This is a genomic window from Clostridium sp. 1001275B_160808_H3, from assembly GCF_015550425.1.
Classification (GTDB): domain Bacteria; phylum Bacillota; class Clostridia; order Clostridiales; family Clostridiaceae; genus Clostridium.
This window is the reverse complement of record NZ_JADNAT010000014.1, coordinates 13,499-29,115: the sequence shown is the minus strand read 5'-3', so window position 1 is coordinate 29,115 and position 15,617 is coordinate 13,499. Positions and strand designations below refer to the sequence as shown.

At 29.8% G+C, this 15,617-nt stretch carries 16 protein-coding genes and 1 tRNA gene; 3 read left to right on the top strand and 14 right to left on the bottom strand.

Annotated elements, in window-relative coordinates:
• Positions 1 to 199 precede the first annotated feature (199 nt).
• From I2A75_RS11690 to I2A75_RS11650, 9 genes are all read right to left on the bottom strand, one after another.
• A tRNA-Thr gene (locus I2A75_RS11690) sits at positions 200 to 275 on the bottom strand.
• A gap of 88 nt (positions 276 to 363) precedes the next feature.
• Complete coding sequence (sigH, locus tag I2A75_RS11685; protein ID WP_195264661.1) at positions 364 to 1,008, bottom strand: RNA polymerase sporulation sigma factor SigH; 645 nt, start codon at positions 1,006 to 1,008, stop codon at positions 364 to 366.
• A gap of 66 nt (positions 1,009 to 1,074) precedes the next feature.
• Positions 1,075 to 1,587 (bottom strand): NYN domain-containing protein, encoded by a 513-nt coding sequence (locus I2A75_RS11680; RefSeq protein WP_195264659.1) that lies wholly within the window; start codon positions 1,585 to 1,587, stop codon positions 1,075 to 1,077.
• A 20-nt stretch (positions 1,588 to 1,607) separates the two neighbouring features.
• Positions 1,608 to 2,504: a 23S rRNA (guanosine(2251)-2'-O)-methyltransferase RlmB gene (gene rlmB, locus I2A75_RS11675; protein ID WP_195264657.1), complete on the bottom strand. Its 897-nt coding sequence runs from the start codon at positions 2,502 to 2,504 to the stop codon at positions 1,608 to 1,610.
• A 40-nt stretch (positions 2,505 to 2,544) separates the two neighbouring features.
• Positions 2,545 to 2,961, bottom strand: a complete 417-nt coding sequence (locus I2A75_RS11670; RefSeq protein ID WP_195264655.1) for a ribonuclease III domain-containing protein — start codon at positions 2,959 to 2,961, stop codon at positions 2,545 to 2,547.
• 47 nt (positions 2,962 to 3,008) lie between these two features.
• Positions 3,009 to 4,409 carry a cysteine--tRNA ligase gene (cysS, locus tag I2A75_RS11665; protein ID WP_195264653.1) on the bottom strand — a complete coding sequence of 467 codons (1,401 nt, stop codon included), beginning with the start codon at positions 4,407 to 4,409 and terminating at the stop codon, positions 3,009 to 3,011.
• 11 nt (positions 4,410 to 4,420) lie between these two features.
• Positions 4,421 to 6,133, bottom strand: coding sequence for a proline--tRNA ligase (locus I2A75_RS11660; RefSeq protein ID WP_195264651.1), 1,713 nt, complete (start codon positions 6,131 to 6,133; stop codon positions 4,421 to 4,423).
• Positions 6,134 to 6,477: 344 nt separating this feature from the next.
• Positions 6,478 to 7,146, bottom strand: coding sequence for a 2-C-methyl-D-erythritol 4-phosphate cytidylyltransferase (ispD, locus tag I2A75_RS11655; RefSeq protein ID WP_195264649.1), 669 nt, complete (start codon positions 7,144 to 7,146; stop codon positions 6,478 to 6,480).
• Positions 7,147 to 7,175: 29 nt separating this feature from the next.
• Positions 7,176 to 8,267 (bottom strand): PIN/TRAM domain-containing protein, encoded by a 1,092-nt coding sequence (locus tag I2A75_RS11650; protein WP_195264647.1) that lies wholly within the window; start codon positions 8,265 to 8,267, stop codon positions 7,176 to 7,178.
• Positions 8,268 to 8,517: 250 nt separating this feature from the next.
• Between I2A75_RS11650 and I2A75_RS11645 the strand changes: the two genes are divergently transcribed.
• Positions 8,518 to 8,919 (top strand): DUF1573 domain-containing protein, encoded by a 402-nt coding sequence (locus I2A75_RS11645; protein WP_195264645.1) that lies wholly within the window; start codon positions 8,518 to 8,520, stop codon positions 8,917 to 8,919.
• Positions 8,920 to 8,988: 69 nt separating this feature from the next.
• Here the strand turns inward: I2A75_RS11645 and disA are convergent, their stop codons facing one another.
• From disA to I2A75_RS11625, 4 genes are all read right to left on the bottom strand, one after another.
• Positions 8,989 to 10,053: a DNA integrity scanning diadenylate cyclase DisA gene (disA, locus tag I2A75_RS11640; RefSeq protein ID WP_195264643.1), complete on the bottom strand. Its 1,065-nt coding sequence runs from the start codon at positions 10,051 to 10,053 to the stop codon at positions 8,989 to 8,991.
• Positions 10,054 to 10,069: 16 nt separating this feature from the next.
• A complete protein-coding gene (gene radA / locus I2A75_RS11635; RefSeq protein ID WP_195264641.1) occupies positions 10,070 to 11,437 on the bottom strand; it encodes a DNA repair protein RadA in 1,368 nt (455 codons plus the stop codon).
• 501 nt (positions 11,438 to 11,938) lie between these two features.
• A complete protein-coding gene (gene nagB, locus I2A75_RS11630; RefSeq protein WP_195264639.1) occupies positions 11,939 to 12,664 on the bottom strand; it encodes a glucosamine-6-phosphate deaminase in 726 nt (241 codons plus the stop codon).
• Entirely contained in the window at positions 12,661 to 13,383 is a 723-nt protein-coding gene (locus I2A75_RS11625) for a GntR family transcriptional regulator (RefSeq protein ID WP_195264637.1), read from the bottom strand. Before I2A75_RS11625 ends, nagB begins: the two co-directional genes overlap by 4 nt.
• Positions 13,384 to 13,516: 133 nt before the next feature.
• On the opposite strand from I2A75_RS11625, the gene I2A75_RS11620 reads away from it, so the two are divergent.
• Positions 13,517 to 13,678, top strand: a complete 162-nt coding sequence (locus I2A75_RS11620) for a hypothetical protein (protein ID WP_195264635.1) — start codon at positions 13,517 to 13,519, stop codon at positions 13,676 to 13,678.
• 150 nt (positions 13,679 to 13,828) lie between these two features.
• Positions 13,829 to 14,056, top strand: coding sequence for a glutaredoxin family protein (locus I2A75_RS11615; RefSeq protein ID WP_195264633.1), 228 nt, complete (start codon positions 13,829 to 13,831; stop codon positions 14,054 to 14,056).
• A 96-nt stretch (positions 14,057 to 14,152) separates the two neighbouring features.
• On the opposite strand, the gene I2A75_RS11610 is transcribed toward I2A75_RS11615, so the two are convergent.
• On the bottom strand, positions 14,153 to 15,613 hold the full coding sequence (locus tag I2A75_RS11610) for an NADP-dependent glyceraldehyde-3-phosphate dehydrogenase (RefSeq protein ID WP_195264631.1): 1,461 nt from the start codon (positions 15,611 to 15,613) through the stop codon (positions 14,153 to 14,155).
• Between the last annotated feature and the right edge of the window lie 4 nt (positions 15,614 to 15,617).

Here is a 15,617-nt window from a genome sequence, read left to right as displayed (position 1 = left end):
AACGTGACCGATTGTTCCAATGTTTACGTGTGGTTTACTTCTTTCGAATTTTTGCTTTGCCATTGTAAAATCCTCCTTTAATCTTTGTAATAAACTTTGCCTAGCGTTTTCTAGCTTTTGGGTAATATATTGAGCTCACTACAAAGACTAAAGCAATTTATCATTACAATAATCGCTACTAGTGAGCGTTCAACTATATTGGAGCTCACGATCGGGATTGAACCGACGACCTCCGCCTTACCAAGGCGACGCTCTGCCTACTGAGCTACGTGAGCATTGCCATCATAATATGGTTTATAGTTTAATATACCAATTATAAAGTTTACTATTGTTCAAAAAATTTGTCAATAAGAATTTAGTGACTTATTTTTCGGTATATAGACATTTTTCAAGCTTTCGTTTAACTCTTTGTAATGCATTGTCTATAGACTTAGCTTGCCTATCTAAATCACAGGCTATTTCCTGATAAGACTTTCCATCCAAATAGGACTGAAGTACTTCCATTTCTAAATCAGATAAAACTTTCGCCATTTCACCTTCTATATGTTCTAACTGTTCTTTTCCTATTATAAGTTCCTCTGGGTCAGTTATTTTTAATCCTGATAAAACATCAATTAAAGTTCTATCTGATTCTTCCTCATAAATAGGCTTATTTAAAGATATATATGTGTTTAATGGTATATGCTTTTGTCTTGTAGCTGTTTTAATAGCGGTTATTATTTGTCTAGTAATACATAATTCCGCAAAAGCCTTAAAACTTGTTAGTCTATCAGATTTAAAATCCCTTATAGCTTTATATAATCCTATCATACCTTCTTGGTAAATATCTTCTTTGTCTGCTCCAATGAGAAAATACGACTTAGCTTTAGCCTTTACAAAATTCTCATATTTTGATATTAAATAATCTTGAGCTCTACTATTTCCTTTTTTTGCTTCTTCAACTACTTCTTCATCTAACTTATTTTGAAATTCTACAAACAAGCTTACCTCTCTTTTGGTACTCTCCACTATATATCACCCCTTTAAGCCATACATTATAATAAGTATATATAAAGTATATATACTAGTAAACATTTATTTGCTACGCCTTATAGCCTCTAATTTTTTAAAGATATCTTCATCTATGTTATCTCCCAAATGATTTTTAGATGAATACATATTTTTCAACGTTTTATTTTTTATTCTTCCTTGAGTTTCTATAACTTCGTTATAAAATTCAAGAGCAGATATTCTTACTGCACCTCTTTGAAAAATAGTCTGTTGTTCAAGCCAATCTGATGTAACAACATAAACTTCAAATCTTCTACCTAAATTATGAACTTCTCTTTCTATGTAAGAATCTGCTGTTTCACCATCCTTTGTGAATACTGTACTTATATTACTGTTTATATCTTCTTTCTTTTCAATGCTTCTATTTACTTTATGTGCATCGAACACTATTATTATCTTACAATCTTCATAAACTGAATAATTATGTAAACTATCTATCAAGCTCTGTCTTGCCCCATCAAAGCTATAGTCCTTTTGCTTTTTTAGATTAGGCCAACTATTTATAACATTATATCCATCAACAAATATTATTTTCACATGTTACCTCTTTAACTATGCTATTTTAATAGTCTTCCCTTTAATATTTCATACATCATTATACCACCAGCAACTGAAGCATTTAAAGAGTTAATTTTTCCTATCATCGGAATTTTCACTAGCTTATCACATTTCTTTAAAGTAAGTTTAGATATACCTCTTCCTTCGCTACCTATAACCATGGCACATGGGCCATTAAAGTCAACTTGATAGCTATATTCTTCTCCTGCTATATCTGCACCATATACCCATAGTCCTGATTCTTTAAGTTCATCTATAGCTGCATTAATATTTGTCACCTTTGCTATCTTCATATGTTCTATAGCTCCTACAGAACATTTATATACAGTAGATGTTATTCCAACATTTCTTCTTTTCGGTATTATTATTCCGTGAACTCCGCATAATTCTGCTGTTCTTATTATAGACCCTAAATTATGTGGATCCTCTATTTCATCTAGTATAACTATAAATGGATCTTCGCCTTTTTCCTTTGCATCCCTTAGCATATCTGCAATTTGGCAATACTTAAATGGTGTAACCAAAGCTATAACTCCTTGATGATTTGTACCATTACTCATAGCATCTAGTTTTTTCCTATCTACTTCCTTTAATACTAATCCCTTTTCTCTTGCAATATTTATTATTACTTTTATAGAGCCCTCCATATTACCATTTGCTATATATATACACTCTATAGTTCTATCACTTTTTAGTACTTCCATTACAGCATTTCTGCCTATAATTAAATCTTCTCTAGTTTCCACTTCACTTACAATAGAAGGATTTTCTCTAGTGTAATTATTCACTTCCTTATTTTCTTTAACAAATTGTCTTTTACCTCTAATAGGTGTGCCCTCGATCATTTGTCTTTCCATTCTAGCTTTCATTCTAGCTTCTCTATTTCCCTTAGTCATATAAGATCACTCCTTATTTCTATTATATACTTTTCCTTAGTTATGTTAACTGTATTTCTGTAGATTTTTCTAATATATTATATAGTCTTTCTTTATTTCCTATTAAATATAAATATCCTAATAGAGTTTCAAAGCCTGTTGCATTTCTATAATCTATAACATCTGCATTTTTAGGAACAGTTGCAGATTTTGTATTTCTTCCTCTTTTATAAATATACAATTCATCTTCTGTTAAAGTATCTTCTATATTATGCATTATTGCAGACTGACTTTTAGCTTTAACGTATCCAATTGCTTTCACATGCATTTTATGTGCAGATAATTCAGTATTATTAGATAGTATAAAATTTCTTATATATATCTCATATACTCCATCTCCTATTAAAGCTAACTGCAAAGGATTTAATCTCCTAGCTTCTTCTTTACTAAACTCTCTCACTCTTAAATCCTCTAACATACTTTTCTCTCCTTTAAATAAAGGCTGCACAACTGCAGCCTTCTAGACTAATTTACTTTTTTCCATCTAACTCCTTGAGGGGTATCTTCTAAAACTATATTTCTAGCTTTTAAATCATCTCTTATTTTATCAGCTAAAGCAAAATTTCTATCTTTCCTTGCCTGCTGTCTTTCCGCTATTAATTTTTCTATTTCTTCCTCTAAACTTCCTTTAGTAGACTTTTGAAGAATACCTAATGGATTTCCTAATTCCCTTATTAAACTTAATGCTGATTCACAAAGTTCTTTAGATGAATCTATTGATACATTAGTATTTATATCTTTTATAAGATCAAATATTGCCGTAATTGCATCTGCTGTGTTAAAATCATCATCCATCTTTTCTATATATTTTTGTCTATATTTATCTAGAGATTCTAAATAAGCCTTTTCATTTTCATCCATAGTTTCTTTCTTAACTTCACTAATTAAGTTTTCTAAATTAGAAATAGCATTATATAATCTTTCTACTGATGCTTTTGCAGATTCTAATAAATCATCACTGAAGTTTAATTGTACTCTATAATGTCCTGATAACATTAAAAATCTCACTATATCAGCATCGTATTGTTTTAATATATCTCTTGCAGTTAAAAAGTTATTTAATGATTTAGACATTTTTTGATTATTAATATTTAAAAAGGCTCCATGTAACCAGTATCTTGCAAATGGCTTTCCTGTTAAAGCTTCACTTTGTGCAATTTCATTTTCATGATGTGGAAATGCTAAATCCATCCCACCGGCATGTATGTCAATTGTATCACCTAAAATCTTCTTTGCCATACATGAACACTCTATATGCCATCCTGGTCTTCCCATTCCCCATGGACTTTCCCAAGCTGGTTCACCCGGCTTTTGAGCCTTCCATACTGCAAAATCCATTGGATCTTCTTTTCTTTCATCTACATTTATTCTAGCTCCAGCTTGTAGGTCTTCTAAATTTTGACCTATTAACTTTCCATAGCCTTCAAACTTCTTTGTTCTAAAATAAACGTCCCCATCAACTTCATATGCATAATCTTTTTCAATTAAACCACTAACAAATTCTATTATATCTTGAATATATTCAGTAGCTCTTGGATTTATAGAGGCCCTCTTTATATTTAAACCATCAGCATCTTTATAATATTCGTCGATATATCTATCTCCTATATTTGAAACTGTAGTGCCTTCTTCATTTGCTTTATTTATCATTTTATCATCTATATCTGTAAAATTTTGAACATATTTAACATTATATCCTCTGTATTCTAAATATCTTCTTATTGTATCAAATATTATAAAAGTTCTACCATTTCCTATATGAAAGTAATTATATACAGTTGGTCCGCATACATACATCTTGACTTCTCCAGGTGTTAATGGTATAAATTCTTCCTTCTTTCTCGTTAAACTATTATAAACTTTCATCGAATTACCTCCTATCTTACAGATAATTTATTTTTCTCAAACTCTTCCCTAACTCTATTTACAGCTTCTTCTATTTTTATATTTTCCATTTCTGATGTTCTAAGTTTAAATTCTACTTCACCATCAACAATCTTCTTTCCAACTGTTATTCTCATTGGTATTCCCATAAGGTCTGAATCTTTAAACTTAACTCCTGCTCTCTCATTTCTATCATCTAGTATTACATCAACCCCAATAGCTTTCAATTCTTCATATATCTCGTTAGCAATTTTCATTTGTTCTTCATCCTTAATATTAACAGGAATGATATTAACGTGATATGGCGCTACAGATAAAGGCCAAACTATTCCATTTTCATCATTATGTTGTTCTATTATTGATGCCATTGTTCTTGTTACTCCAATACCATAACAACCCATTATAAATGGCTTTTCCTTACCATTTTCATCAATAAAGTTAGCATTCATAGCCTCTGAATACTTTGTTCCTAATTTAAATATATGACCTACTTCTGTTCCTCTTGAGATAGTTACTTTACCACCACAAACTGGACACTTTTCGCCTTCAGTTATATTTCTATAGTCTCCAACTATACCATCAAAGTCTCTTCCGTAATTTACATTTTCAATGTGATATCCTGTTTCATTAGCTCCCACAATAAAATTGTACATGTTTATAATTTCTTCATCAACTAATAATGCATCTACATTTATATTTATAGGACCAGCAAATCCAACTTGTGCATTAGTTGCTTTAAATACTTCTTCTGGAGTAGCCATATTTAAATTTGTAACTCCACCTAAGGCATTTGAAACCTTAACTTCATTTACTTCTCTATCGCCTCTAACCATTACTGCTACTATTTTCCCATCAGCATTAAATATTAATGTTTTAGCGAACTTCTTTTCAGTTGTATTGAAAAATTTAACTAGTTCTTCTATTGTCTTAACATTTGGCGTTTCAGTTTTAACTAACTCTTTTAATTCTTCTACTTCTGCTTTCTCTGCAGTTGATGGAGCTTTTTCTATATTAGCTGCATAATCACAAGCAGTACAGAATACAACATCATCTTCTCCTACTTCTGACTTCACCATAAATTCTGCTGAATTTGATCCTCCAATTGCTCCTGAATCTGCTTCAACTGGCTTAGCATCTATTCCACATCTGTTAAATATTTTAATATATGCTTCTCTCATTTTATTATAAGAAACATCTAATCCTTCTTGATCCTTATCAAAGCTATATGCATCTTTCATTACAAATTCCCTAGATCTCATAACACCAAATCTTGGTCTTCTTTCGTCTCTATATTTAGTTTGTATTTGATAAAGATTTATTGGTAATTGCTTATATGATTTAATTTCATTTCTTGCAATGTCAGTGAATACTTCTTCATGAGTTGGTCCAAGGCAAAAATCCCTATTATTTCTATCTTTAAGCCTAAACATTTCTTCCCCATAAACATCCCATCTTCCAGACTCTTGCCAAAGTTCTGCAGGTAAAACCGCTGAAGCTAGGAATTCTTGTGCACCTGCATTATTCATTTCTTCTCTTACTATATTCTCTACATTTTTTAAAACCTTTAATCCTAAAGGCATATAATTATATATACCTGATGCCATTTTTCTTATCATTCCAGCTCTTAGCATTAATTTATGGCTATCTATCTCAGCTTCTGCTGGAACCTCTCTTAATGTTGATATTAACATATTAGACATTTTCATTTCTGCTTCCTCCTGTTAATGTTATTATTTTATATGTATTTTTTAATTCTTGTTATTAGTGTATCTTTATAAATAATAAAAAAAGCCCACCCTAATTGCTTAGGGCGAACTTATATCGCGGTACCACCTAAATTTGTTCTCGAAAATGATAACGGTATTAAACCGATAGTTTTTACCTATAACTCCAAAGCTGGTTCAAATCCTATTGAAAATTTTACAGCCCATGAATTTTCTCTCTGAAAGGCGGATTTTACTATTCTTCTTCACTGTTTTAAGACTATTAATTTTTAGCTTAATTAATTATATATTCTACTAAAACTTATGTCAATATAATAAACTATGTATTATATTAGCTTTTCTGCAAGTATTAAATCCTCAGGGGTAGTCACCTTTATATTAGTATATTCACCTTTATATAAATACACTTTATGGTTATACATTTCTACCACCATTGTATCATCTGTAACATTAATATTATTTTCTTTAACTCTATTATGACACTCTTTTATTACTTCTAGCTTAAAAGTTTGTGGAGTTTGAATTGCAAGTAATTTACTTCTATCTGGAGTTGAATCAGAAAACCCATTTTCATCAACAACTTTTATAGTATCTTTTGGCATTACCCCAGGTGCCGCTGCTCCATAAAGCTTTGCATACTTTATACCATCTTTTATAACTCTTTCAGATACAAACGCTCTTGCTCCATCATGGATAAGCACAATCTCAGAATCATTTATTTTTTGTAATGCATTATAAACTGAATCCTGTCTTTCTTTTCCACCTTCAACTATCATATCAACTTTTAAAGAGTACTTTTCTAATATTTCTTTATTACAATATTCTATTTCGTCTTTAGGTAAAACTAAGATTATTTTATCTATTTCCTCGCAATCAGAAAACTTCTTTAAGGTATAATACAAAATTGGTTTGCCATTAAGTTCTATAAACTGCTTACTAATTTTAGCACCCATTCTTTTACCTTTTCCACCTGCTAAAATTATAGCACTTACCATATAAACACCTACTTACTATTCTTTCGCTTCTATTCTTTTGGTTTTCCAAATATCATTCTTCCAGCTGCTGTTTGTAGTACAGATGTTACTATAACTACGATTTGTTCTCCCATGAATCTTCTTCCACCTTCTACAACTATCATAGTTCCATCATCTAAGTACCCAATTCCTTGAGTAGCTTCTTTACCATCCTTAACAACAATAACCTTCATTTCTTCACCAGGAAGAACAACAGGTTTTATTGCATTTGCTAATTCATTTATATTTAGAACAGGTACGCCTTGGAATTCAGCAACCTTATTTAGATTAAAGTCATTTGTCACAACTTTTCCTTTAAGAGTTTGTGCAAGCTTTAATAACTTACTATCAACCTCTTGTATTTCTGGAAAATCACCTTCCCAAATCTGAGTTTCAATTTCAAGTTCTTTTTGAATTTTATTTAATATATCAAGCCCTCTTCTTCCCCTATTTCGCTTAAGAGAATCCGCTGAGTCTGAGATATGCCTAAGTTCATCTAAAACAAAGCTTGGTATAACTAATGGACCTTCAACAAATCCTGTTTGACATATATCAAAAATTCTACCATCTATTATTACAGATGTATCTAGCACCTTTGGATTATTTTTTGCATTTACTTTTGATTTCTTTTCTTTAACATTATTTTTCCTTAGGTTTACAAGAATATTTGATATGTCATCCCTCTTTTCAACAAATATACTAGCAAATATTATTGCAAATATTAAGTTTAAAAGCACAAATAATATTGGACCTAAGCCATATAAATCTATACGGTTTAATGGTAGTCCTATAAGAGACGTTAGTATTAACGATATTAATGCACCTAATCCACCATAAAGAAGTTCCGCCGCCGTAAGTCTTTGGATATTTTTTTCAATATATTCAATAACTTTAACAATAGAGTCATAAATACGTGGTGAAACAAAATATAATATAAGTCCAAATAATAAAGTTAAAATAATACGTACTGATATGATTGCAATTGGTTTAGATAAAAAAGACATTTCTTTTAAAATAGATATATTTAGTAGCATTCCACTAATGATATATCCACTAATAAATCCTATTATAGTAAATATAACTCTTATAATCTTTTTTAACATAATGTCACCTCCCTGTATTATTGTTTTAAATTTTATGCATCTATATACTTCCTTAGAAGTTTATATCATTATACCATATAAAGGTATTATCTAAAATGAAGAATTCTTAAAATCTTATTAATTTAAAATACCCCCTATAAAAATACAAGCATATTAGATATCATTATATTGAAGTTAGGCAAATAATTAACTTTACTAAAAATAATTATATTTTAAAAACAGCCATAATTTTTTTAAGGAGTTGAGGCATATGAAAGATATAATTTTTGATAATTTTCAAAATGATGTCAATGAATCATTACTACGTCATAAGAGCATTCTAGATATAGTAACTAAATATAGTGAATCTAGTGCTAGAGTCAATAGAGCACTAGCTAAGGCTGTGACTAATTGTGGTTGTATTAAAATATCAGCTAAAAAACAAGAAAACATATCTTCCAATAATGATGATATTAATAATTTTAATTATTCGTTAAATAATCATCTTGAAGGAAAACTTTGTGATAACTGTCGTGATATTATTGAAAATGAAATCGGAAACAATTTATTTTATCTTACTTCTTTATGTAATTGCTTAGATTTAAACTTATATGACATATTATTAAAAGAAGAAAATAAAATGAATATTCTAGGTAAATTTACACTTAGATAAACTCAAAGCAGGTCAGAAAGCCTGCTTTTGTATTATTATCTATTTGTTTTACTTTTATACATAATTTTACTAAATTTCATTTTTTAAATATATTTGTTCCTTTATTCTTCTTAGACCATTTTTAATAGCTTTTGATCTTGCTTCACCTATTCCTTCAACTTTATCTAACTCATCAGTATCAGCTTCAATAACATACTTAAGCTCTTTAAAATGTTTTACTAAATTTTCAATTACTGATACAGGAATTCTTGGAACCTTAAATAAAATTCTAAAGCCCTTTGGTGAAATTAAGGAATCTACTAATGATGCTCCTGAATATCCTAAAACCTTGGCAATCAGATCTAAATCAACTAATTCATCTGAGCTAAGCATTTGAATTTCATTATATATTTCGTTATAATCCATATCCATCCTACAATAGTCCCTTATTAATAAAATCCCATCTCTTTCTATGAATCTTATAAGTTCACTAAGTTGCATTGAAATAAGTCTTCCTTCATTTCCAAGTTCAACTATATATCTTTGTATTTCTTCCACAACTCTCATAACCATCTCAGTTCTCTGTATTGCAGTTACAACATCAAAAATAGTAGTCAAATCCTGAAACTCCAATAAATTTAAATTATTTATCACTCGCTCTAGAACATTAACATATTTCTCTAGTGTTTGTATTGCTTGGTTTGCCCTCGCAAGTATTATACTACTTTCTTGAAGTACATACTTCAAATCTCCTTTATAGATAGTTATTATATTTCTTCTTTGAGAAATTGCTACAACTATATTGCCAGTTTGCTTTGCTACTCTATTTGCAGTTCTATGCCTGGTTCCAGTTTCATATGTTGTAAGTGTATGATCTGGTACAAGTTGTGTATTAGCACAAATGATTCTTTTTAAATCTCCACTTAATACAATAGCACCATCCATCTTAGCTAATTCATAAACATATGCTGGTGAATATTCTGAATTAATATTGAATCCCCCATCAACAAGATCCATCACCTCATCACCATCACCAATAACAACTAATCCCCCTGTTTTAGCTCTTAATATATTATCTAATCCTTCTCTCAAAGCAGTTCCTGGACTCATAAGCTTTAATATATTTTTTATTTCTTCATCATCTTTTATCCTCATACACTCACCTAATCCACTAGAATATCTTACTAATAGCCTCTCTTAAATTACTTACTCCTATTATATTTGTAGTATTACTACTAACTTTATCTTTGTTTCTTTCTGGAATTATAGCATTTTTAAAACCCATTTTTTCAGCTTCTTTAATTAACCTATCGCAGGACGAAATCGGCCTTATTTCTCCAGTAAGCCCAACTTCACCAACAATGACCATTCTTTCTAACTTAAAGCCTGTATTTTTTACACTTGATAACAACGCTAATGCTAGACCAAGATCCCCAGTAGTACCATCTAAAGTAAGACCTCCAACTACATTTACATATACATCATATTTGTAAAATGGAACTTTCAACTTTTTTTCTAACACAGCAAGTATAAGCCTTAACCTTTGATTATCTATTCCAACTGCTGTCCTACTAGCCATATGAGTATTACTTTCACTTACTAATGCTTGCATTTCAACAAGTATAGGTCTAGTTCCTTCCATTATTCCTATAACAGCAGAGCCTTCTTGATTAAAGTTAGTATCCTCTAAGAATATTCTCGAAGGATCATATATTTCCTTTAATCCTTCTTCAGCCATTTCAAATACTCCAATTTCACTAGTTGTTCCAAAACGATTTTTCATAGTTCTTAAAACCCTAAATTCTTCAGTACGCTCACCTTCAAAATATAACACTGTATCAACCATATGTTCAAGAACTCTTGGCCCTGCAAGTTCCCCTTGCTTAGTAACATGCGCCACTATAAACAATGGTATATTTTGATTTTTTCCTATTCTCATTATTGCATTAGAACATTCTTTTACTTGTGATACACTTCCTGGAGCAGAAGTTACTGACTCTTTATAAACAGTTTGTATAGAATCAATTATTACGAAAACAGGATTCAATTCATTTATGTATGCCTCTATTAAATCAAGATTAGTTTCAGATAAAATGTATAGCTGTTCAGCATTCACGCCCAACCTATCCCCTCTAATCTTAATTTGCTCCTCTGACTCTTCTCCAGAAACATATAATACTTTTCCATATGATTTTGAAATCGAATTTGCTGTTTGTAGTAATAAAGTCGACTTACCTATCCCAGGATCTCCAGATATCAAGGTTAATGATCCTCTTACTAATCCTCCTCCTAGAACTCTATTTAGCTCTTTTAAACCAGTATCATATCTTTGTTTTTCCCCTGATTTAATTTGTCCTATACTTTTAGGCATATTATCTAAAACTCTAACAGTGTTTATTTTACTTTTTATTTCCTTTTGAGTTTCTCTTACTTCTTCTACTAATGTATTCCATTTATTACAATCCGGACATTTTCCTAACCACTTAGGAGACTCATATCCACATTCTTGACAAACAAACATGGATTTAATCTTAGCCATAAAATTTACCTACCAATCTTATTAATTTTCTATATTAAATACATAAATGCCAGTATAGTATTAAGTCTACTATAACATTTATATATTATATATTTTTAATTTAAGTATATATTTTAATTCAATAATCTACACAGTTAAATTTAATAATACTATTTAATTAATATACTTAGATTAGAGCAATATGAATCAATAAATCTTTTCATATTTTATATAAACTACTAAAACAACAACTTAATTTGTATACTATAAATTACTTTTATATTCATTAAATTTTTAGATATTTATTGTAACTTATATATTGACTCTAGTTAAGCATTGCCCATAATTAATATATTTTAACCTATAAAACTTATACCTGCACAATTATTAAAATTACTATATTTAATATATCATAACAATATTATAAAACCAATCAATGATTATAAAAAAAAGAATTGTAATCTACTTCTAGTATTACAATTCTTAAAAATTCTTATATATTCTTATATATAAAGATACATATTACAATAATTTTGCTGCAGCTTCATCAACTATAACAACAACATCTCTGTGCATTTGTAGCATTGATGCTGGCATATTTGTACTTATCTTTCCACTTACCATAGCTTTTACAGCTTCTGCTTTTCCTTCACCGCTTGCTATAACTATTATCTTCTTTGATTTCATTATTCCACCAAGTCCCATAGTTAAAGCTTGTGTAGGAACCTCATCTATTGAGTTAAAAAATCTAGCATTTGCTTTTATAGTATCTTCTGTTAATCCTGTTAAATGAGTTCCTGATACTAGTTCTTCATCTGGTTCATTAAATGCTATATGTCCATTGTTGCCAATGCCTAATAATTGAAGATCTGTACCACCTAACTCAGCTATTTTAGAATCATATCTTATGCATTCTTCTTCTATATTTTCAGCTAACCCATTTGGAACATAAGTATTGTTCTTGTCAATATTAATATGATTAAATAAATTTTCATTCATAAAGTATCTATAACTTTGAGGATGATCTACACTTAATCCTATATATTCATCTAAATTAACAGTCGTAACTTGTGAGAAATCTATTTCCCCTTCTTTATTCATTCTGATTAATTCCTTATACATTCCTATTGGAGAACCACCAGTTGCTAAGCCTAATATAGCGTTAGGTTTAGATTTTACTACTTTAGCCATTTCATGAGCTGCTTCCTTGCTTAACTCTTCATAATTCTTAGTTATTATAAGTTTCATCGTATTTTCCCCTCTCGTCTAGATATATTAACTTGCAAAATAAATTTATCTGATCTATATATTGCTTCTTCTAAGAAAATCATTTTATTATTATGATCATAAGTCTTACTTATAATCTTTAACATAGGTACTTGCTTATCCACACTAAACATTCCTTTTAATTCATCATCCATTATTACTGATGCTATTGAAGATTGTGAATAATCAACTACATAACCAAAGCCTTCTAATATCTTAAATAATGAGCCATTTAGCATTTCTTCATCAATATACCCACAGTAATCAACAGGTATAAAGACTGTCTCTAATGCTACACATTCATCATCAACTATACGCTTTCTTTTAATTTTATATATCTCATCTAAAGAAAATATATCTGCTAGGTGCTCTGGAGTATCTATTTTACAAAACTCAACAACTTCAGATTTTAACTTTTTTCCCATTTGCTTTATTATCTCTGTAAAGCTCATCATATCTTGTTGCTTGAAAGTTTGTTCACACACAAATGTTCCTTTACCTTTAATTCTTAAAAGAACACCTTCTTGCACTAATTCTCCTATTGCTTGTCTAATAGTCATTCTACTAACACCATATATTTCACATAGCTCTCTTTCACTCGCTATGCATTCACCCGGCTTCCATACGCCTTCAGATATTTTTGATATTAAATCATTTTTTAGTTGATAATAAACTGGAATTGGACTACTTTTATCTATCATTATTAAGCCTCCTATCAATATTATATTAAAAATCGTTATAGATGTCTAGACCAGTTGTGTAATTTATTTAATTTGTTATAAAAATTAAAATTTTGCAAAAAATAATCTTATAAACCATCAAGGAGATGATTTTATGATTAATAAAACATACTTTTCTAATATTCAATCTAGAAATATCATAAAAAATGATAATAAGAAAAATTTATCTGAAGATTTCTTGTCTAACTCTATGGACAATTCTTTAGATAATATGATTCTTAACTCAAATCTAGAAAATCAAAATATTATAAAGTGAATTTTATTTATATTTTCCCATTGATATAATACCATATTCTTTATTTTAATAAAATACAGGATATTTATTGTATTTGATGGTGAAATAGTGTAAAATTTATATTAAACAATATTAATTATCTATTGATAATAGCAAAGGAGTGTTTATCCAATGGTTAAAGTTTATAGTACAAATTCTTGTCCATGGTGCGTAAAAGCAAAAAATTATTTAAAATCAGTTAATGTTGAATTTGAAGATTTAAATGTACAAGAAGATATGACTGCTAGAGATGAAATGATTAGCAAATCAAAACAAATGGGAGTTCCTGTTTTAGATATAAATGGAACAATTATTGTAGGTTTTGATAAAAATGCTATAGATTCAGCTTTAAATATTTAATATTTGAACATAAGGGAGATATAGTATATCTCCCTTTAATAAAAACTATATAATAAAATAGAGGAGTGATTTTATCACTCCTCTATTTTAATTAGATTATCTAACTAAATTAATTACTGTTGCCTTTGGTCTTGACATAGATTCTATTGAATATCTAATTCCTTGAGTACCAATTCCTGAAGCTTTAACTCCTAGGAATGGGAAATGATCTGGTCCTCTTTCAGTTTTATTATTAACTTGAACTGTCCCAACCTCTAATCTATCTGCCACATAGAATGCTTCATTTATATTTTCAGTAAATACAGATGATTGTAATCCATATTCTGATCTATTAGCAATTTCTATAGCTTCATCTTTATCTTTAACTCTTATGATAGGTAATACTGGTCCGAATGGCTCTTCCCAAGCTAATCTCATATCTGTTGTTACATTATCAAAAAGAGTTGGGTAAATCATATTTTCTTCTCTAGTTCCTCCAACAAGTAAATGAGCACCTTTTTCTCTTGCATCATCTATAAGTTCCCAAACAAAATCAGCTGATTTACTGTCAATTAGTGGAACTATATCTACATCTTCTTCTAACGGATTTCCTATTTTTAATTTTTCAACTCTTTCCTTAACTTTTTCAACTAGCTTATCAGCTACTTTATTAACAACTAAAATTCTTTTAACAGCTGTACATCTTTGACCTGAATAAGAATACGCTCCAGCAACTATATTAGATGCTGCAAGATCTAAATCTGCATCTTCTAACACTATTGCTGCATCTTTACCTCCAAGTTCCATAAGTAATGGAACCATTGTTGTTATCCTTGATATCCTAGTACCAACTTCTGTACTTCCTGTAAAGTTAATAAAGTCTATTTCAGGATGTGTAACTATATAATCTCCTATTTCACTACCTCTTCCTGTAACAGTATTTAATACTCCAGCCGGAACACCTGCTTGCTCAAATACCTTGGCTAAATATAATCCACATAAGCTACCTTGCGTAGCTGGCTTTAAAACTACAGAATTACCTGCAACCAAAGCAGGTGCTATTTTTGATGCTGCTAAATTTATTGGATAGTTAAATGGAGATATCGCTAACACTACTCCTAGCGGTTCTCTAGTAACTAATGATATTTTATTTCTCTTAAATCCTGGGAAACTATCCCCTGGTATACTTTCTCCAGATAAATTCTTTGCTGTATCCGCAGTAAATTTTATATAATCAGCTGATCTTAATATTTCTGATTCAGCACTCTTCTTATCTTTACCTATTTCTCTCATCATTATATCAGAAAGATCTTCAACTTTTTCTACCAATAGATCAGCAGCTTTATATAATATTTCTGATCTCTTACTAACTGGAACATCTCTCCACGCCTTTTGAGCTACTTTCGCACTTTTTATAGCAAGATCGACTTCTTCTGTAGTCATTGCTGGAACTTTTCCTACTAAGCAATTTCCAACTGGTGAATATATCTCTATAAATTTTTCGCTTGAGCTACTAACCCATTCACCATTTATTAAATTTCTAAAAGTTCTTTCTTTTCCTCTTATACAACTAAACATTATA

Excerpts from the sequence above, each read along its gene's own strand:
- rlmB (WP_195264657.1), bottom strand. The coding sequence starts at position 2,504 with ATGACTAAGGGAAATAGAGAAGCTAGAATGAAAGCTAGAATGGAAAGA.
- I2A75_RS11670 (WP_195264655.1), bottom strand. The coding sequence starts at position 2,961 with ATGTTAGAGGATTTAAGAGTGAGAGAGTTTAGTAAAGAAGAAGCTAGG.
- cysS (WP_195264653.1), bottom strand. The coding sequence starts at position 4,409 with ATGAAAGTTTATAATAGTTTAACGAGAAAGAAGGAAGAATTTATACCA.
- I2A75_RS11660 (WP_195264651.1), bottom strand. The coding sequence starts at position 6,133 with ATGAAAATGTCTAATATGTTAATATCAACATTAAGAGAGGTTCCAGCA.
- ispD (WP_195264649.1), bottom strand. The coding sequence starts at position 7,146 with ATGGTAAGTGCTATAATTTTAGCAGGTGGAAAAGGTAAAAGAATGGGT.
- I2A75_RS11650 (WP_195264647.1), bottom strand. The coding sequence starts at position 8,267 with ATGTTAAAAAAGATTATAAGAGTTATATTTACTATAATAGGATTTATT.
- I2A75_RS11645 (WP_195264645.1), top strand. The coding sequence starts at position 8,518 with ATGAAAGATATAATTTTTGATAATTTTCAAAATGATGTCAATGAATCA.
- disA (WP_195264643.1), bottom strand. The coding sequence starts at position 10,053 with ATGAGGATAAAAGATGATGAAGAAATAAAAAATATATTAAAGCTTATG.
- radA (WP_195264641.1), bottom strand. The coding sequence starts at position 11,437 with ATGGCTAAGATTAAATCCATGTTTGTTTGTCAAGAATGTGGATATGAG.
- nagB (WP_195264639.1), bottom strand. The coding sequence starts at position 12,664 with ATGAAACTTATAATAACTAAGAATTATGAAGAGTTAAGCAAGGAAGCA.
- I2A75_RS11625 (WP_195264637.1), bottom strand. The coding sequence starts at position 13,383 with ATGATAGATAAAAGTAGTCCAATTCCAGTTTATTATCAACTAAAAAAT.
- I2A75_RS11620 (WP_195264635.1), top strand. The coding sequence starts at position 13,517 with ATGATTAATAAAACATACTTTTCTAATATTCAATCTAGAAATATCATA.
- I2A75_RS11615 (WP_195264633.1), top strand. The coding sequence starts at position 13,829 with ATGGTTAAAGTTTATAGTACAAATTCTTGTCCATGGTGCGTAAAAGCA.
- I2A75_RS11610 (WP_195264631.1), bottom strand. The coding sequence starts at position 15,613 with ATGTTTAGTTGTATAAGAGGAAAAGAAAGAACTTTTAGAAATTTAATA.